Source organism: Mesorhizobium sp. XAP4 (genome assembly GCF_029269325.1).
Taxonomy (GTDB): domain Bacteria; phylum Pseudomonadota; class Alphaproteobacteria; order Rhizobiales; family Rhizobiaceae; genus Mesorhizobium; species Mesorhizobium ciceri.
The window spans coordinates 1-18,294 of record NZ_JARIXW010000002.1; the positions used below are offsets into that span (position 1 = coordinate 1).

An 18,294-nucleotide genomic window follows, 5' to 3' on the forward strand; every position below is an offset into this window, starting at 1 on the left:
GACCACGCGTTTCAAAGATCGTGAACTACATCTCGTCGTTGTGCTCGACGCACTCCCGACAGAGCGCAACCTCATGGGCGCGGCATGCAGGATTAACCGAGCCCAGCCGGTCATGAGTGCGGCCGGCCGGGTCGGGCGATAGGCAGTCATGCCCTGCCCTTCCTGCGGGTCAAGCACTCCGAAAAAACATTTCCCCCATAAATGCTAGATCTTCCGTTGCCTTTTCGCGGGCTTCTGCGTGAGGTGAGGCACGCCATCCATGGCATGTGGCACACGCACGCGATGCCAGTGCACGGTCGTTTTCTCGGCAAGGCCGTTCTCTACCTCGACCCGCACGCGCTCGCCCTGACGGACCCGGATTTCCGGGCCTGGAACGGGCCTTCGGCGCGCAATCGAGCCCGGTTCACCCGGCCCAATGGCGTCCACTTTGGGGGCGCATGCACTGCAGACCCGCTGGACCTGATCCGGGAGAGGATGGGCGCGGCGATTGGAATAGCTATGAAAGCGCATCGGACCGTGGAACTGCGCGCGCAGACTTTCGGAGGAAGGCTCGCTTTTAAACGTTATCGTGCAACTCTGACCGTTCTTCGCCTTGGCGGGTGCCGCGGAAGAATCCCGGGTTCTGCGAGCGCTGCGAGAACACCTGCGGTCGATCCTGTACCACAATCTCGCGAAGCTCGATGCTCTCTACAAACGATGTCTTGGATTCTCACGCCCTTATTTCAGCACTTCGCTCGCTTGCCCGACTCGGCCGCGGTCAGCCTTCACCGCCAATTTTATTGGCGCAGCGACGTTCCTATCGGTTCAGGCGAAGCTTCTTGAACCTGCCGCTCTCTCGTTGCCCTGGCACGATTAATCGTCCTCTCAGTCTGTCATTGGCGGAGTCGCTCCTGAGGCGCGCGCCGGCGAGTTCGAGGAGCGCGTGGCTATCTCCTCGGTCCAGCCGGATTCCGCTGCGCGCTCAGCCAATTCCTGGAAGGCCGATTCCAAGGCGAGCTGGCATTGAAGGCCGCGGTCCGGATGGTCGACTAGCTTGGTTCCACGATCGCAATGCTTGATCGCTTCATTGCAGGCCATGGGCTCTCGCCCTCTCCTTTTGCCACACGAGGCGCCAGCTCACGTGTTGTGCGCCCCGGCAACCGCTTTCACCAGCCGCTCCAGCGATCCCGCGCGCTCCAGCTCCGCAAAGAATGATGCGGCGTGACGCTACCCAGCCGGTGCTTCTCGGCCATTTGCACACATAGGGATAGTCGACCATGAAATCGGACCGAGGCGAGGCGTTGGACGTTTCAGTCTTGGTCTGAATGCGCCGCCCACGAGCCGATCGGCCTTCTCGATGATTTGGCGCACCCTCGTTGTCGACAAGCCATGTTCCTGAGCCAGGTCGGCGAAACTCTTGCCCTTCAGAAAGCCGTCGACCAGGGCTATGTTCCTATCGACGGTCGGCTAAATCCCAGCAGGCGCGCGCAGTTTTCCGGCATCATTCCGTTTGTTCATCCGCTTGTCCGCGCCCCCTGCAAATCCTACCGGGCCAAATCGGTGCTTGGAAGACCCACTCATGTCATGGCCTCGGGAAAGTACAAGGCCGACGGTTATGTGAATACGAAAGATGCTGGCGATCACCATGATCGTTGGTGACCGCTGACCTCCCCAATGTCGGCTTCGACGGCACACCGGGAGCTCTCGGCAATGTTGAATAATTCCGTTTGAAGATGGTTGACTTCGTCGTCGAGGCTCGATCCATCAGGATCGGTATCGACGATTCTATATTTGAGAAACCCAAATTCGTTTGACTCGCGCAATTCGCTGTACGGCGTATCATCGCAAGCGCGGGATTCCGACATCCTGCGAAGTGCCCGCGTTGCTGGAATCGATTTTGCGGAAGTAAAAAGGCCCCGGCGCTGGGTCGGCGCGCAGGGCCTTCAGGCATGTACGAGCTACCAGCATGTCCAGTTATGATCGTGCGCTATCATAATGAACAAACGGTGAATGATCGCTATCCGAGGTGCAGGGCGGGCGAGATGGTGGGGCGGTGGGGGACCTGTACCGCTGCAGCGGGGCCACGAGCAGCGACTCGAGCCATGCGCCACGCTGCAGGACCTCGATTTCGGGCCAAGCCTCGAGCCCGCAACTCGCCTTGCTTCTCGGAAATCATAAGGCTTTGTGGGGCGGTTAAGCAGCGCGATATGGCCGCGGCGATACGAAGTTTTCATCTTTACCCTGTTCAGACGGTCAGGCTGCCTTCGCCGCCGGCTTGGCTGCCTTGACATGGGTTATACTGCGGCGACCGTCGACGCCGATCGGAACGTCACCGTCAACCGTAGCGCGACGCACAACCCGGTGCTGGTCGCCATAGTCGTTGACCGCATAATGCTGGTTAGCACGGTTGTCCCAGATAGCGACGTCGCCTACTTGCCAGCGCCACCGCACGGTATTTTCCGGGGCAGTGACGTAGGACTGGAACACCTCGTAGAGTTTGGCGGAATCGCTCTTGGAAAGGCCGACGAGGCGCTGCACGAAATTGCCGAGCAGCAGCGACTTCTCCCCGGTTTCCGGATGGACGCGCACGACCGGATGCTCGGTCTCGTAGATCGTCGATGTGAAAACTTCCTCGAAGTGCTTCTTCTCTTCGGCTGTGGCGCGCGGGCGCACGGCTGCGTAGTCGTAGGCATTGCTATGAATAGCCCACAGATTGTCCGCCAATATTTTGAGCGGCGCCGGCAGATTCTCGTACGCGGCGTGCGTGTTGGACCAGATCGTGTCGCCCCCCGCCGCCGGAATGACGACGCCACGTAGGACCGAGAATTTCGGATAGGCATCGACGAAAGTCACATCGGTATGCCACTGGTCTGGCCTGCCACCGCCACGGCCGGAATCGAGATTGAGGATTGAGGCCGTGCCGGCTGCCGGCCCCTGCGTGGGATGAGGTACAAGGTTACCCAGACGCCGCGCGAACAATTCCTGCTCCGCATCGTCGAGATGCTCCTGGCCGCGGAAGAAGATCACCTTGTGTTTTAGAAGAAGCTGGTTGATGGCTGCTATCGCTGCGTCCGAAAGGTCTCCACCAAGGCGAACGCCTCTGATTTCAGCTCCAACACGGCTGGTCAGCGGTACAACGTCGGAGTCAGGAATTCTCTTCGTCAAGCTCGAAAGCCAAAATCCCGGCGGATCGATCAAGGATCGCATTGCGTTGTCGATGATCGTTAATGCCGAACAGCGTGGCCAGCTCGCGCCGGGCGGTACAATCATCGAAGCGACCGCTGGCAACACAGGGCTCGGCCTGGCCTGGCGGCACGAAGCGCGTGATCGCGTGTCCAAAAGCTGACAGCGTCAGACAAATGTCAGGTTCATTACAACCAACATCTGGGCACTGACGAGGTTTTTCGAAGCAATGGGCGCTAACTGCGCGCTGAGCGCGTTGGCATGGCTTTTGAGACTGAGTGACTGTGACTGCACTTAATGGGGCAAGACGAGCGATGCGCTCCTCCCTGAACCCGTGTGCCGTCTCTGAGAGGAAACCAGCTCGTGCAGAAACCTTTGGAAATAGCTTTGGACCGCAACGTGGTATTGCAGATGGAGTCCCCGGCTCCTTCGATTAGAGTCGAGAACTGGCTGCATGGCGAGCCCCTCACGAGCTTTGAGCCCGGCAAGTGTACATAGTCGAATTTTGGGCAACTTGGTGCGGCCCATGTGGGACGGGATGCCCCATCTGATCCAGCTGCAGGGCGTCGCCAGGCGCGCCATCTGGACAGCAGGAGCTGGACTATGGGCAAGGTAACAGGCTTTCTCGAAATCGACCGGCAGGTGCACAAGTACCAGCCGGCCTCCGACCGCATCCGGCATTTCCGTGAATTCACGCTGCCGATGTCGGACAAGGAGGTCGAGAAACAGGCCGCGCGCTGCATGGATTGCGGCATTCCGTTCTGCCACGGGCCAACGGGCTGTCCCATCCACAACCAGATCCCGGACTGGAACGACCTCGTCTACAATGGCGACTGGGACAATGCGATCCGCAACCTGCATTCGACCAACAATTTCCCGGAATTCACCGGCCGCATCTGCCCCGCACCTTGCGAGGAAGCCTGCACGCTGAACCTCGAGGACATTCCCGTCGCCATCAAGACGGTCGAGCAGGCGATCGCCGACAAGGCTTACGAGACCGGCCATATCAGGCCCTATCCGCCGGAGAAGAAGACCGGCAAGCGCGTCGCCGTCATCGGCTCCGGCCCGGCCGGCATGTCGGCTGCCCAGCAGCTCGGCCGCGCCGGCCACGACGTCCATGTCTATGAGCGCGAGAGCCGGCCCGGCGGGCTGATGCGTTACGGTATTCCCGACTTCAAGATCGAGAAGCACTATATCGACCGGCGCATCGAGCAGATGCAGGGCGAGGGCGTCACCTTCCATTGCGGCGTCAATGTCGGCGTCGACAAGCCTGTTGCCGAGCTGCTCGCCGAACATGACGCCGTACTTTATTGCGGCGGTTCCGAAACGCCGCGCGCGGCCGGCATTCCCGGCGACGATCTCGGCGGCGTGCATGACGCGATGCCCTATCTGGTGCAGCAGAACAGGCGTGTCGGCGGCGAACCGATCCAGTCGGTGGCGTGGCCGTCGCATCCGATCCTCGCCGGCGGTCAGCATGTCGTCGTCGTCGGCGGCGGCGATACCGCGTCCGACTGCGTCGGCACCGCCTTCCGCCAGGGCGCGGTCCGCGTCACCCAGCTCGACATCCGTCCGCAGCCGCCGGAAAAGGAAGACAAGCTTTCGGTCTGGCCCTACTGGGCGACCAAGATGCGCACCTCGTCCTCGCAGGCCGAAGGCGCCGAGCGCGAGTTTCAGGTGGCGACGCTCGAGTTCATCGGCGAAGACGGCCAGCTGACCGGGGTCAAATGCTGCGAGGTCGACGAAAAGCGCAAGCCGATCGCCGGCAGCGAATTCGTCATTCGTGCCGATCTCGCGTTCATCGCCATCGGCTTTGCCGGGCCAGCCGCTCGCGGGCCGGTGTCGGAACTGGCCGGCCAGATGAAGATCGCCATTGACAGCCGCCGCTCGAAGAATGTCGAGGCCAATGACCGGGACTACAGGACCAGCGTCGAAAAGCTCTATGCGGCGGGCGACGTGCGGCGCGGCCAGTCGCTGGTCGTCTGGGCGATCCGCGAGGGCCGCCAGGCGGCGCGCGCCATCGATGAGGCGCTGATGGGATCGAGCGTGCTGCCGCGCTGAGTCCGTCTCGAGACCCTACTTGTGCGGCCACCTGAAGGCGCTTTCCGCCCTTCCGCTGCCCCGGGCAGCTTACGGACTGATCGCCGTGGTCGTTTCGGTTGTGGCCCCGGCCGCAGGCTGCCGCCTTGGCGGCCAAGAAAAATCGTCGGCGCGGCCGGGCGAAGCAGCGGGCGCCTTGCCCTCGACGACGAATTTTTCACCGGACCCGTCCGGCTTGGCCGGCGCTGCGGCACCGAGAAGTTCCGAACCGCCGTCGAATGCCGGTGATTGCGAGTCGGCGTCGGTAGCCGGGTCGGCGGCCTCAGTCTTTTCCTTCGAGGGTGGACTACGCTACTGGCCCAGTACCGGCAAAGCATCGAAGGAACTTTACAATCATAAAGGTACGTCACTGGTCTCGCGGCTCACCTATGACGATCTAGACGCGCATTCGAGTGAAGTCTTCTTCAACGCGATCCACAATCCGACTGGCATTTTCGTAAAGGCCTCCTCGGTGCGGGCGGCATCAGGGAGGGTTTTCTCATGACGAGGACTTCTTACGGAAATGGGGGGCTACTCAAACACATTCAGTGATCAGCGCGGGGGCGGCGTCAGCTATTTCACCGCCGATCTTGGATATAATTTCTTGAATTCACCGCGCTACCGCATCGGTGCTTTTGTTGGCAACAATTTCTGGCACGAGAGCTACGACGCTTTCGGTTGCACGCAGCAGGCGACCAACTGGGGAACCTGTGTGCCAACCGTCCCACCTACTTCAACCTCATCAGCCAGGACAACGATTGGCATTCGCTGCGACTCGGCTTGGCCGGGCAGACGCAACTCACCGAGCGACTCAGCCTTTCTGGTGACGTGGCGTTCCTCTTCACGCGGCTCGACGGCAAAGATCAGCACCACATGCGCCCCAAGATCAAGCTAATTCCCGAAGACGGCGATGGGCATGGCGTCCAGCTCGAGGCGATGTTGCGGCCGTGGCGAATAACGGCACCGCTCATTTCGAAGAGGCAATGGGCGGTCGTGGTTCCCCGCAGGCCGACGATTGGAAGGCAAAGCGCTACGGCGTTTTCGTGCAGGCTAGCATCAAGTTCAACTGAGAGAGCAAGAACCGAGGAGAGCGGCGATGCCACTCCAGCTCATTACGATCGTTGGATCAACAGAAGGAAGTTTTCCGAAGAGTTCTGCAGGCGTGCGCAAAGTCGCCAGACAAAGTTCTCTCGGTCCATAGTGTACGTGCCGTCACGCCCGTTCTCGACATGGTTGAATGATACGTCCCGCGCGATCGATCAAAGTCGTTTTTCATTGGTTTTCCGGAAATCGCGGGTAGCACAGCGTGCTGTGACCCTCGCCTGCTGGTTTTCTGTCAACGCGCAGATGAGGGAGAATGAGCGTACAGCAAAAATCATCAGTGCTGTCGCTTTCGCCAAAGCCCGCCGCAGCTAAACGGGGTCCCACGCCCGGTAGCGCCCCCTGCCGGTCACCTCACGGATGCCGAGTTCGGCACCAGCCCGAGCGCAGCGCGCTGGCTAATTTTCAGCTCGGCCGCGACCAGGCCTGCCGACACCAGCGGCCGCGCCAGCACCAGCTCGATCAGCGCCGGCAGGCTCGAGTTTTTTGCGCCGGTTCCTGAGCCGGCGCTCCATCTGGCTTTTGGCCAGCGCCTGGATGATTGCAAGGCTGAAACAGTCGATGGAACGCCCCTCCAGCGAAGCCGAACCGGACGAGGCGCGCGCGCCAGGGCCTTCGCCTGCCATCGGCACGCTGGGTTTAAGTGCTTGGGGTGACACGGCGTGATCTCCGCCGTTGGCGGGAACAGGGCAGTGCAATAGTACTGCCCTGTTCCTTTTGATCAGAGGCCAGTGCGGATTTCTTCGGCAAGCGCCCTCAACGTCGTCTCGACGTCATCGCCGTTTGCCATCTTCTGCATCGCCACGGCCCATGCGTTCATGGCTTCGCCGAAGCCGACACGCGGTGTGAAAGCCAGCGCGGCTTGATCCTGTATCTTTTTGAAGCTGTCAACGAAGTTGTTGAACTCGGGCTGCGAAGCGTACTTAGTCTAGGTATCGTCCTGCCAGGTCGACGTGCGCGGCGGATTGACGAGCTGGCCAGCAAGGGCACCCTTGAGCGCCACCTGCTTGGAGGTGGCCCACGGGATGAACAGCCAGGCCGTGCCCTTCTTTTCGGAAGCCGCGTTCATGGCGAGAGCCCAGATCCAGATGTCAGAATCCAAGCTCGTGGCGCTCGGTGCGTGCAGCGGCGGAGCGAAGGCGATCTTGCCGGATGCCGGCTTCCCCGCAACATCGTTCCAGAAGCCGAACATTTTTGAGTCGATCGTCATCGCGGTGCGGCCGGACGAGATGCCGTCCACGACCTGGTTCCAGTTATCATTGGCGAAGGAAGGAGCCGCGCACTTCTTGATCATGTCCGAATGTAGTCGTATCCAGCATCGGTAAGCTTCGGATCACTCAGGTATTTGTCCAGCAGGCGCCACTCGGAGCGAGGTCCTACGCGGGCTGAATGCCAGTGCCGAACACATCCCATGCTGGCGACTTCGTCGTCAGTTGGATCGTCATCTTGTTCCAGTAAGAATCGTCTGGGTAGAGTTCCGGCGTGACCTTGATGCCGGGTCAGCTTCTCGAACTCCGGAAAGTTGCGCAGCGAGAGCATCCGCATAGGGGTGGATGTCGTAGGCCCAAGTTATGCTGGTCCCTTCGAATTGACGCCAGTTCACGGTGTCGGCAGCGGCCGAATTAGTGAGCGATGCCGAAACGGCAAGAAACGCCAAGTCAAAAGCAAGCTGTTTGCGTAGCGACGCGCACCTGTAACGAGTACGGGGAATGAGCGACCCATGTAATCCTCCCTGGGGCATTTTGCCAATTTTTGGGTCCACTCCTCCATCCCGAGTTTGCTCATAGCCACAATAAGCGGTTTCCAACGACCTCGCTCTGAATGCACCAGGCCAACTGGGTAAAAACGGGTAACCGGCACTTAAAGGCGATGTAGTATCGCCACCAGAAATACTGCTCCGTGGTGCTGGCCTTTGCCTGGGGGCGCAACACGGCAACTACCCGCTCAAAACGGTTGGTCCTCTACCTCTTATTCACCGTCGCTTTCCTCGCGGCCTAACCCGGCCGGAATATCCGTTGCCAGAAAAAGGCCTCGCGGCCGGTTCGAGGCGCATCCCTCCTCCGAAGCAGCACGCTCAAGTATCGTCACAAGCCCCGAGCGCTTCGCGTTCGGCGATGTCCAAATTCCGACAATGTCGGATACAGTCAGATCTACTGGATTGCGTTTGAATGGTTTTCTCATTTGGCACAGTACATGCGGGTCATCCGCAAAACACGTGACCGACCAACAAGAGTTCGCATGATCACCTTACCACAACATACAGCCGCCGCGGAACAATCACTTGGCCCCTGATCGCCCGCCCCGGCACCACAACCGGAGTCATCGATGTTCTGACAGGCTGCCCAAGGATACCTGCTGCAACAGGGCTTGCCCTGGTGACGACCACTCCGGCTCCGCCGGTTACCGACGAGGGCAAAGTGACGGATTTCCTGCTTTTCAACGGCATGGAGGTGGCTGTCATTCCCGACCACCGCGCCGCTCGTCACCGATATGGTCTGGTGCAGGATCGGCAGCGCGGATGAGCCGCCGGGGATATCTGCATGTCTTCGAGCATCTGATGCTCAAGGCGCCTCATGACGAGCACGGCTCCGTCGCCTGGAGAGATTGAACCCAAAGGGAGATTCAGATGTCTGAAGCGAATCAGGAAAAGTTGGACGCATTCTTGGGGAAAATGGTCGGCGATCTCGGTGCGATCGCAACGGGCGCGGGAGTCCTGCTGGGGGACAGACTCGGCCTGTTCAAGGCATTGCGCGAAGGCGGCAAGATGACGGCCGCCGAACTTTCGACACGCACCGGCACCCAGGAACGCCTCGTAAGGGAATGGCTTTCCGGGCAGGCGGCGGCGGGTTACGTCGACTACGATGAAGCGAGCGACAAATTCTATCTCAACGCCGAGCAAGAGCTGGTGTTCGCTGATGAAGACAGCCCGGCCTTCATGGCAGGCGCATTCGAGTTCCTGTCCGCGCTGTGGCTCGATGAAGAAAAGGTGAGGCAGGCATTCCAGTCCGGCAAGGGCGTCGGGTGGCACGATCATAGCGCGTGTCTGTTTCGCGGTACGGAACGGTTCTTCCGTCCAGGCTACAATGCCAATCTGATCGACTCCTGGCTGCCGGCCTTGGAGGGCGTCGTCGAGAAGCTCGAACGCGGCGTGGACGTCGCGGATGTTGGATGCGGTCATGGTGCATCGACCGTGCTCATGGCACAGGCCTTCCCCAATTCGCGCTTCGTCGGCTTCGACTATCATGCCCCCTCGATTGAGCGCGCCCGCAAGGCGGCCGAGGTAGCCGGCGTCGGCGTTAACACGCGGTTCGACGTGGCGGCCGCCAAGAGCTATCCCGGAACGTATGACCTCGTCACATTCTTCGATTGCCTTCACGACATGGGCGACCCGACGGGCGCCGCCACCCATGTCCACGGATCGCTCAAGCCGGACGGCACGTGGATGATCGTCGAGCCGTTCGCGCATGATCATCTGGCGGCGAACCTCAATCCCGTCGGCCGCGTTTACTATGCCGCTTCCACTTTCGTGTGCACGCCCGCATCCGTGTCGCAGGAAGTCGGGCTCGCGCTTGGAGCCCAGGCCGGTGAGGCGAGGCTGCGCAAGGTTGTGACCGGCGGCGGCTTCAAGCGATTGCGTCGCGCCGCGGAGACACCGTTCAACATGGTGCTGGAGGCCCGCCCTTAGCGTGGCCGTCGCCAGAAATTGCAGCTCATCGCATTTGATTGAAGATCACCGCCAAAAATCCGGACGCATCGGGGACATTTTCAAGGCGCCTGGGTTCACGCAGAGGTCGCTGCCGAGTTGTGTGCCAAGAGTCCCATACGTTGCGGCTCAGAAAGGACCCGACGCACGGCTACGAACATGCCCATAGTGATGGCCGCTATAATCACATATGCCCACCATGGCGCGTTCACAAAGCTGGTAAGCCACGTCGCACCGAACGCGCTTACGACAAAAACGAGAGCCTCGATAAAATGACTGAGCCTGTACACATTCAGTCGTCTCATCCTCATACCACCCATCCAAAGACTGAGCTTGTTGCGCTACTGCGACAGAGCCTAACATATTGGAGAGCGCTCACTATTTCTATGCTAAACAGTCTCGCCTGAGTATATGTTTTGAGTCGCTAATTATGGAATTCTGCCAGTCTGCATTTCCCCTGATCTGATGTAGAGCAGCTTCTAAGTGGGAATTAGTCCCCCATCGACCGGATCGGGCGACACGAACATGCGCTGAAGGCTTGGCGGAACGGCTACTGGGACCATGATGCTACTCGAATGCAAGATCGTGTCAGAACGTCCCGGGAAGGCTGCAGGCAGGGGATGTCAGGTCAATCAGCCTATAGATATGATACCGCCCATTCGCTGAGACTTCACGATGGGCATAGGAGGTGGGAATTCGTGCCTTGAGATGGACGCGGCTGTCGGAGCAGGCGAGCACGGCAGCAGCGATGGCCTGAACCTTCGGGCCGCTGACAAAAACGTTCACCACCGCACGCGAGCCGAACCCGTCGAGATACGTCTCGAAAGCATCGAGGTGGGCCATCAGCCCGAAAGCCTGGATGTCGCGAACTTCGCCATCTTCGAGCCGGTGGGTTTCACGTACCTTGGCCACCTGTTGATCGAGCAAAGCATCGATATGCGCATTCTTCTCGCTTCTTGGGACGAGGAGCGAGATCCGTTCCGGACTGACGATATCGATCAATCCGTAGAATACGTCGGCATCTCCTCCGATCCCCACGAGCAGGACTTTCTCTTCGCCCATTCCTCCGCTGCCTTGAAGATGAGGGACGGTGACGTATCGGTCCAAGCCGCTGGAAAAATCCTCTTTGCCGATCGCGTTCCCGTAGATACCTTCGGCGTACCCGAATTCGAGAGACTGAATCGACATTTTCTTGAATGCCACCGCAATCAGCCATTGGATGTAGATTCGCGGCATCGTCGAGCACTCGACGAAAACCTTCCGCAGGCTTCCTTCGTATGAGCCACATGAAGCGGCCATCTGAGTGAGCAGGTGATCGAGGAGATTGATGTTCTTCTGATACTCGATGGAAGGCTCGAGGGTGATCGCAGTCACTTCGACGCCCCATCGGGTACCCATAGCGATGAGCTTTCGCCGGTTTTCTTCGACGGCTGGGACGTTCGCTTCCTTCAGAGCAAAGTCCAGAACCACGATTTTGCCGACCTTCAGGTCAAGATGGTTTTCGAACGCGGCGAAACGCGTTTCCCATCCAAGCGCGACGATCGCGATATCTGCCTCCATCGTTTCGCAGGTACCTGCATCTCTCGCCTTCTCAGTGACGGCCAGATGGCCGAAGACTCGATACTCGACAGTTGAAGCGGTCATTCGAGATCGCTCTCGAAAAGCGAGTGCTGGAATTCGGTCTTGAGTGCGGGCCGCGCGACGAGCTCCTTAAACACCGAGTCGGCCCAGTCTTCTGGGAGCCGATGCCTGGTAAAAAGCAGGTCGACCATCTGCGCCGCAGGGATTGTGTTGATTTCGTACGGGCCGCGATAGGAGAACCCGAAGTAAGGTGCAAATCGCCGATGCAATCTGATCAGCATCTCCTTCGATGCGGGGTCGGCGCGGTCCACCTCAAAGTTGCCGGCGGCGGAGACCTCCCGGATAAACCCATCCCTTTCCGCCCGACGCAGGACCTCGTCCAGTTTTCCGCTGGGTTGCTCCAGTCGGTTCACCAGCGAGCGCATTTCCTTTAGATCAACCCTGAAAATGCCTCTCTCTGTCGTTCCTAGAGCATTTTCTTCGGCAAACTCTGTCTGGAGGCGAGCGGTCAGGTAACCCAACGCCCGCACCATGCGCACGCTCTCTTCTTCGTACGGATGTGAAAGCGCCTGAAGTCCATCAAGCTTCCGTTGAGAGGCGGCGTTCACAGCCTGTCTCTGCTGTTCGAGATGAATCTGTAAATCCGAGTTGATGAATTCCACCAGTTTTCGTGGATCACTGGAACTCGGAACACTGCGGCGGAAGATCTCTCCCATTATATCAAGGAAATCGCGTATACAGACGTCGCTCAATGATGTGATGATCTGGTGCCCTACGTACGGGTAGTCATGCAGACGCAGCATCTGGCACGCTTTCAGAAAAGCCCATCCCTGTTTCCGGGCGATCGACCTCTTCAGATTTGAAGCATCCGCCTTGCTCATGGGCCGGCGCTTGATTTCCGGGTTCATGAGCGCGAGCGCCAGCCCTTCGGCATAAGGGCGCGCTTTTCGATCAAGAAGGAATTGCTGCTGATCCGCCGTCCTCAAATTCACGGAGAGGAATTCACGTGCTGCATCAGCGAGTGCCACAAGCTCTTCTCTGCCCTCGGAATGACCCGATATGATAACCCGCTCGATGATGTCATTGACGGAAAGCCGCCCCAGCCGGTTTTTGAGCGAAAACGCGCTGAGCGCATCGTTGCGCTTGAGATCACTCCGCAGATGGTCAGGAAGCGCATAGTAGAGCCGAAGCGACGACACGTTCTCGCACAGCGTGGCGAACTCCCTCGGATCGACTGAATCAAGATTCTCGACGTCCCGGTCAGCATTCGAGAGCGACTGGCCGGGTATGATCGTCCGGATCGTGTCGTAAAGGCCGCCGATGTAGGCGAGGACCCATTTCACATTGCCGCGCGTCTTCCTCACCAAGGTGTTCAGGAACTGCTGTTGGAGCGGTGTCAGTGCCTCACAGTCGTCAATCAGGATCTTGAAGAAGGGCGCCCTGTCACCGGCGAAAGATGGGCCATTTAAAAGTGGGGTGATCGCGGTCGCGACCTTGTTAATGATCGCGCCAGGGTCTGTCGCTCTGAAGCCGGTCGCTCCCTCATCGGCGGCAAAGAAGAACGCGTTGAAGCATTCGTCGACGTACCGGGTTATCCCACCCCGCAGCTCATCTATGCTGAAGAAGTCGAGACGGGCAGGTTGGGGTATGAAGTGCAGCACTTCGCGATGCAGTGCCAAGGCGACGTCCCTATCTTCAGAGGCCCGGTATTTCAAGTGGCTGTCGCGTCTGAGCTGGCTGATGCTCTCGAGCAGGCGTTCGACTATCTTCAGCTCCAGATAGTGAGAGAAGATTACGAATTGCCGCGGGATCACGGCGGCCGTGTCGAAGCGTATCCGCTCCGGAATGAGGTTCAGAACCGCGTTGTCGATTAGGGGCGAAAATGTCTCATTGAGCTGGAAGAAGACGCCATACCAGCCGAGCTTGCCGACTTGGTCCGCGAGACTTTTGTCTTCGAGGATATGAACTGTGGAAAGCGAGCGAAGAATACTGGTCTTGCCGCTGCCTCTCGTCCCTGCGACGAAGACCGGCTTGGCGGCGGCAGAAATCAAGGCCGACTTCTGACTGAACCACAGTATCGGGCGACTTTCGTACTCGATCCTGTTGGGGCCGAACGGATTCTCCATCTCTATTCGTCCCTTACCTTAATGCGCCAAGCCGAGTTTGCCTTCGTGAGGCCGTCTATCTCGACGAAGCGCGCCGCTTGGAGCATCAGAAGAGAGTCTTCCAAATCTAGCCCGAGCTCGGCGGAGGCGGCAATCTCAGTGATCTCGTCCCAGAAGAGTAACCCATTCCCGCGCCTGGTGGCATGGTCGCGCAGTCGGCGCATCAGGTCAAACGTGTCGTTGTTCAGAAAGGCCTTGCCGTTGGACATAGTCGAGATGAAGCAATGTTCGCCTTCCATGACCGTCCCGTCGGCGACATTGGTGCGGTAGGGTATAAGTCGGATGCCGACGAGCTCTCCCTGGTGCTGAGATGCAGATCAATTTGCCGTCCGGAAACCTTGGATCGTTGACGATCTCGACCGGATCGGCATGTATGTGTCCATGCAGGTAGACGATAGGCTTGTTGCCCTGCAGCAGCTGAGTTCTGACAAATCCGCTGTTGAGCATCTCCGCGTATGGCGTAATGCGCGGAGTCTTTTGTGGCAGCAGATTGTGATGGCCGATCATGATGCCGTAACGCATGTCGGGCTGCTGGAGCAATTCCTGTAGGCCTGCAAGCATCTCACGCGAGATGTATGGCGTGTCCATCTGACCGTAATACTCGTCGTCGGACGCCTCCTTGTCTGGATCGCTGGGAGGTGTCGCGGGCGAATGTCCCGAGGTGTCCGGCGAGCCGAGATCTACAGGTTCTGTAGAAGGACCGAGTGCCTCGAGACGATCACGAAGGAACGCGGGAAGGTTCTGAAGCTCCCAACTGCCTATCGCTGTGTTGACGAGGATGAAGTTTGCGCCTGCGGATCCTGTCGGAAGTCTGAAGTGCACGGGTTGGTCCACGGGAACGGTCTGCCAACCCAAGCGGGCGGCTAAACTCGCCATTTCGCTGAATTTCTCAGTCGGTCCAAGTTCGCGCGCGTCATCACGGTTCACATCGTGATTTCCCGGTACGAATATCAACGGAAGCGCCTTTGAACTGCGCCCCTGTGCGCGGCAGAGCAACGTGAAATGCTGGAATGCCGAAGCAATGAAAGTCTTGTCGCCACGGCTCGTGAAATCCCCCATGAAGGCGATCGAATCCAAGGGCTTCGAAGTCGTCAGCCGCCGAAGCTTCGTCAAGACGGCACGCAGCGAAGACGCGCGTAGCTTCTGCGTTATTTTCGGAGCGAACTTGCTATCCTTGGCATCGATGTTGCTAGAGGAAGGATGCCAATCCGGATAGTGAATATCGCCTACTTGAAGGATTCGCACCCGTCGCATAACTCGCCCCCCCGCCGAGAGCCATAGACTAATCCGTTCGCTTTTGCCAAGCGCGAAACGATCATCCGACCGCATCGCCTGGAAAGCGCGTTTATCTTTTTGTTGGTAATGGAGAGGCACGACGCAATTGTGCCCCCGGTTGCTTGTCTGCCCACCAAATGGGCACTCATTCTGGGCGCATGGCTTATGATTTCTCGAGTTTGTCCCATAACGAGTTTGAGGATTTGGCCCGCGACCTCGTAGGTCGCGAGATCGACAAGCGTTTCGAGGCCTTTCCCGAGGGACCGGACGACGCGATGGATGGTCGACATGCCCTTGCCGGCGGCGACATTGTGCAGGCGAAGCACTACCAGCGGTCAGGCTTCTCGGCGCTGAAATCCAAGATGAAGAGCGAGCGCACAGCCATTGATGGCTTGGCGCCCTCGCGATACTTCCTCGTCACGTCGGCTTCGCCCGCGGCAGGCGGACACCGGCATGCGCAGCAGGATGAAGCCAGTGAGGGCCAGTAATACACGACAATAGTCATTAGGCTAGAGTACAGTCGCCTTGGGAGGCTGTTCGAATTCAATCCGGCGCTTTTCGGCATCCTTTTTTCGTTTGGTGGTGTCGATACGATATTGGTCAATTCCATCAAGATCGCTCTTCATATCGTTTGGTGTTGGAACTGGAATGGCCTTGGCGGACGCCATGTCATGTCCAGAACGCTCCGAAACTCGCTTCATGGCCCAATAGATTCGCTTGTGGTCTTCGTCCTCGACCACCACACCCTTCAGGCTCTGTGTCTTGACATCGCTGTTAAATCGCTCGACGACTTTACCGAGCAGGATTTCTTCAACGAGCCTCTCCCAGGTTTCCCGAAGATCGCTGTAGAAATCCTTCGCTGACCTTCGCCAAGCATCGGTGGTGAAATCAGTGGCGCCGTCGAAGCTCTTCAGGCGCGTCTTGAGAGTCTCGATGCGCTTCGTGACAGACTGTGCGATCCACGGCTCGTCAGTTTCGCTAATCAAGCCAAAACCGGCAGATTCGGACTTGTTGATGTAGTTTCGAACAAGGGGAATCGGCGGATTGGCCTGCGCAGCTGCGTCAACCACCTCGTTGAAGAACAGAAGATTATGGGTGAAAATAATAATCTGACGTCCTGTGGCCGCTTCTTTTACGAGCCTTGCCGCGACCCGCCTGATCCGAACATGGTCGAGAGATGACACGGGGTCGTCGATGATCATGCCTTGACGCGATGTGTCTCCTCCGACCTCGGCTAAGAAACAGGCCAGGGCAAGCGCCCGCTGCTCTCCTTCGCTTAAGACCTTGCTGTTTGAGATCGCTTTTGCCGCGTTGAGCCCGACCTCGAAATAGCTCTGCCCATCTTGACTACGATCATTAACTGCGAACGGGATGTGCGTTAACGCCAGAGTCTCAATCTCGGCGACGACGCGCTTTTCGAGATCCTGCATGACGAGGCTTCGTCGAAGCGACGTCATCTGCCGTGACACCGAGCCTGTTTCGACAGCATCGCAGCATGAGAGAAGCTTGCGCCGCTCTTCGAGATTCGCCAAGCGCGCGAGAACGATGGTGAGATCGTCGCCCAGTTTTTTCCGATCCTTGAGTGTATCGCGACGAGCTCGATCGGTAGCGCGGTTCCCGTCGTCGGCCGCTGCCTTGTCGTCCGTCAGCGCTTCGGCCTCTAGCGCCTCCGCCTCCGTTCGGAGTTTCGATGCAACTGGCGCCGCAAGTTGCGGGAACGCAGCGTACTCGGACAGCGCAGCCGCAACGACAATTGCATCACGCCTTTTACCTGCCTCGACATAATATGCCGAGATCAGGGCCACCATCGCCTTGCGTGCGGCGGACAGATCGCCAAACTCTCCGAGAGCCGCCTCAACCGCCTCCCCGGTCGCAATGGTGAGTCCTTTGATTTGGCGCAGGGCCTCTTCATGGGCAATAGATGCGACTTGCGCCGCCTTATTTGCGGCGCCCGTTACGAAGTCATTGAAGGATTGGATCCGCCCCGCGGCGTCCGCCGTCATCGGCTCCTGGCAGAGCATGCAACGATCGCCTTCCTGATCTGGCAAGTGCTGATGATCGATGCCAGTGACGCTCGCTAAATAGGCTCGTGCATGGTCGAACATATACCGCCAGGGAGAAAGCCCAACGCCGCTCAACGGCATAGTCGCGAACGCTCCTGAGGCGGCAAGTTGTGCAGCCTGCGCTGTAGAATCGGCTGTTGCATATAGATTGCGATAAATCTCGAGGGCCGCCGCTGAGAGAGCCGCGTCGATCTGTTCAGATGCAGTCAGCAGTTTTTCCAAGGCCGCCTTGGCACGCCGACGCTTTGTCGCCATCGTTGAAGGGTCGCTTGCCAGAGCCTGTTCGAGGCCAGCGAGATCAGCCATGTCCTGCTCTGAGAGGGCAGCGAGGTTTTTGATTTCGGCTGCGGAAGGCATCACGTCCTTTGACTTGATTTCGAGACGAGCCAGCAGCTTTACGACCGCGCCGGCAGCTGTGTACCCACTCGGCAATGGTGTCTTTAGGTTCTTTTCGATCGCTTTGATTTCTTCCCGGAAGTCGGCTTCGAGCTCGGTGCGGTGACGTCCATGGCTTTCGAGAAGCGCGATGGCTGCGGGCAGAAAACCGATACGGTTTTGCTTATCGACGTAGAGGCGAGCGTTCGCGGAGTCGAAAACGGAGATCCGTGCAATTGACGCGGGGGGCAGCGTTCCGTCCTTCCAGGTTATGGGGGTCGGTTCCGTAGCACCCTCTTCGAGAAACCGGACAAGCACTTCGGCTGGCGGTTTGGTGCCGATCTCGAACACGTTGCCAAGAAGATCATCCGCCGTCAGACTACGGCAAAGCTTCTTCGCGATCCGGCAATAGCCGCTCTTTCCGCTTCCATTGTCGCCGTAGATAATGGTGATGCCATCGGTGGCGAAACGCAGTTGCTGCTCTTCGGCGAGGCGGTTCAAATGCTTGACGGGGCCGAGTGAGCAAAGCACCGCGCGCGGCTCGTTCGAACTGTTGGCCCTCAAATGCTCCGCCGAGAGCGGAGAGCATTCGGGCAGATCAGCGGTAAATCCACCGACGTGGCGGACCCGAGCTGTTACACCGGCCTTATCCTCCTGCTCGAGGTTGAAGCCCGGCCGCGCGGCGTGTCTTCTTAAGGCATCCCTAATCCAGTCGGGCTGCTTATCCGCCCATTCCAAAAGTCCAACCTCGGCCATTCCTGCCCCCCGAATCTTACCATCATTATACTTATTG

Annotated in this window: 11 protein-coding genes and 7 pseudogenes; 9 read left to right on the plus strand and 9 right to left on the minus strand. The window is 58.8% G+C overall.

Annotated elements, in window-relative coordinates; translation table 11 throughout:
• Nucleotides 1–124 (plus strand): annotated as a pseudogene (locus tag P3C39_RS08950) (LysR family transcriptional regulator); the annotation flags it as partial.
• A gap of 104 nt (nucleotides 125–228) precedes the next feature.
• Here P3C39_RS08950 and P3C39_RS08955 read toward each other — a convergent pair.
• Nucleotides 229–375, minus strand: a pseudogene (locus tag P3C39_RS08955) (multicopper oxidase domain-containing protein); the annotation flags it as partial.
• Nucleotides 376–1,368: 993 nt separating this feature from the next.
• Here P3C39_RS08955 and P3C39_RS08960 point away from each other — a divergent pair.
• Nucleotides 1,369–1,638: a hypothetical protein gene (locus P3C39_RS08960; RefSeq protein ID WP_024504272.1), complete on the plus strand. Its 270-nt coding sequence runs from the start codon at nucleotides 1,369–1,371 to the stop codon at nucleotides 1,636–1,638.
• Nucleotides 1,639–2,232: 594 nt separating this feature from the next.
• On the opposite strand, the gene P3C39_RS08965 is transcribed toward P3C39_RS08960, so the two are convergent.
• Complete coding sequence (locus tag P3C39_RS08965) at nucleotides 2,233–3,186, minus strand: TauD/TfdA family dioxygenase (RefSeq protein ID WP_127322137.1); 954 nt, start codon at nucleotides 3,184–3,186, stop codon at nucleotides 2,233–2,235.
• Between P3C39_RS08965 and P3C39_RS08970 the strand changes: the two are divergent.
• From P3C39_RS08970 to P3C39_RS08980, 3 genes and pseudogenes are all read left to right on the plus strand, one after another.
• A pseudogene (locus tag P3C39_RS08970) lies at nucleotides 3,101–3,286 on the plus strand (pyridoxal-phosphate dependent enzyme); the annotation flags it as partial. The gene P3C39_RS08965 and the pseudogene P3C39_RS08970 sit on opposite strands and share 86 nt — an antisense overlap.
• Nucleotides 3,287–3,561: 275 nt before the next feature.
• Nucleotides 3,562–3,724, plus strand: a pseudogene (locus P3C39_RS08975) (thioredoxin domain-containing protein); the annotation flags it as partial.
• Between the two features lie 41 nt (nucleotides 3,725–3,765).
• A complete protein-coding gene (locus P3C39_RS08980) occupies nucleotides 3,766–5,220 on the plus strand; it encodes a glutamate synthase subunit beta (RefSeq protein ID WP_024504270.1) in 1,455 nt (484 codons plus the stop codon).
• 69 nt (nucleotides 5,221–5,289) lie between these two features.
• Here P3C39_RS08980 and P3C39_RS08985 read toward each other — a convergent pair.
• A pseudogene (locus P3C39_RS08985) lies at nucleotides 5,290–5,484 on the minus strand (DUF459 domain-containing protein); the annotation flags it as partial.
• Between the two features lie 432 nt (nucleotides 5,485–5,916).
• Here P3C39_RS08985 and P3C39_RS08990 point away from each other — a divergent pair.
• A complete protein-coding gene (locus P3C39_RS08990) occupies nucleotides 5,917–6,654 on the plus strand; it encodes a hypothetical protein (protein WP_127322442.1) in 738 nt (245 codons plus the stop codon).
• Here the strand turns inward: P3C39_RS08990 and P3C39_RS08995 are convergent.
• A pseudogene (locus P3C39_RS08995) lies at nucleotides 6,651–6,869 on the minus strand (helix-turn-helix domain-containing protein); the annotation flags it as partial. The gene P3C39_RS08990 and the pseudogene P3C39_RS08995 overlap by 4 nt on opposite strands.
• 398 nt (nucleotides 6,870–7,267) lie before the next feature.
• Nucleotides 7,268–7,633, minus strand: coding sequence for an extracellular solute-binding protein (locus P3C39_RS09000; protein WP_245454714.1), 366 nt, complete (start codon nucleotides 7,631–7,633; stop codon nucleotides 7,268–7,270).
• Between the two features lie 1,054 nt (nucleotides 7,634–8,687).
• Here P3C39_RS09000 and P3C39_RS09005 point away from each other — a divergent pair.
• Nucleotides 8,688–8,908, plus strand: a pseudogene (locus tag P3C39_RS09005) (insulinase family protein); the annotation flags it as partial.
• Nucleotides 8,909–8,965: 57 nt separating this feature from the next.
• A complete protein-coding gene (locus P3C39_RS09010) occupies nucleotides 8,966–10,024 on the plus strand; it encodes a class I SAM-dependent methyltransferase (protein WP_024504268.1) in 1,059 nt (352 codons plus the stop codon).
• 606 nt (nucleotides 10,025–10,630) lie between these two features.
• Here P3C39_RS09010 and P3C39_RS09015 read toward each other — a convergent pair.
• The 3 genes from P3C39_RS09015 to P3C39_RS09025 all read right to left on the minus strand — a co-directional run bounded on the left by P3C39_RS09015 (nucleotide 10,631) and on the right by P3C39_RS09025 (nucleotide 15,162).
• Complete coding sequence (locus P3C39_RS09015) at nucleotides 10,631–11,686, minus strand: hypothetical protein (RefSeq protein ID WP_126057630.1); 1,056 nt, start codon at nucleotides 11,684–11,686, stop codon at nucleotides 10,631–10,633.
• Nucleotides 11,683–13,749 carry a hypothetical protein gene (locus P3C39_RS09020; RefSeq protein WP_126057629.1) on the minus strand — a complete coding sequence of 689 codons (2,067 nt, stop codon included), beginning with the start codon at nucleotides 13,747–13,749 and terminating at the stop codon, nucleotides 11,683–11,685. The genes P3C39_RS09015 and P3C39_RS09020 overlap by 4 nt, the downstream gene beginning before the upstream one ends.
• Nucleotides 13,750–13,956: 207 nt before the next feature.
• A complete protein-coding gene (locus P3C39_RS09025; protein WP_127319045.1) occupies nucleotides 13,957–15,162 on the minus strand; it encodes a metallophosphoesterase in 1,206 nt (401 codons plus the stop codon).
• A 104-nt stretch (nucleotides 15,163–15,266) separates the two neighbouring features.
• On the opposite strand from P3C39_RS09025, the gene P3C39_RS09030 reads away from it, so the two are divergent.
• Nucleotides 15,267–15,551 (plus strand): hypothetical protein, encoded by a 285-nt coding sequence (locus P3C39_RS09030; RefSeq protein WP_185928960.1) that lies wholly within the window; start codon nucleotides 15,267–15,269, stop codon nucleotides 15,549–15,551.
• 21 nt (nucleotides 15,552–15,572) lie between these two features.
• Here P3C39_RS09030 and P3C39_RS09035 read toward each other — a convergent pair whose 3' ends face one another.
• Entirely contained in the window at nucleotides 15,573–18,257 is a 2,685-nt protein-coding gene (locus P3C39_RS09035) for an AAA family ATPase (RefSeq protein ID WP_126063811.1), read from the minus strand.
• Nucleotides 18,258–18,294 lie beyond the last annotated feature (37 nt).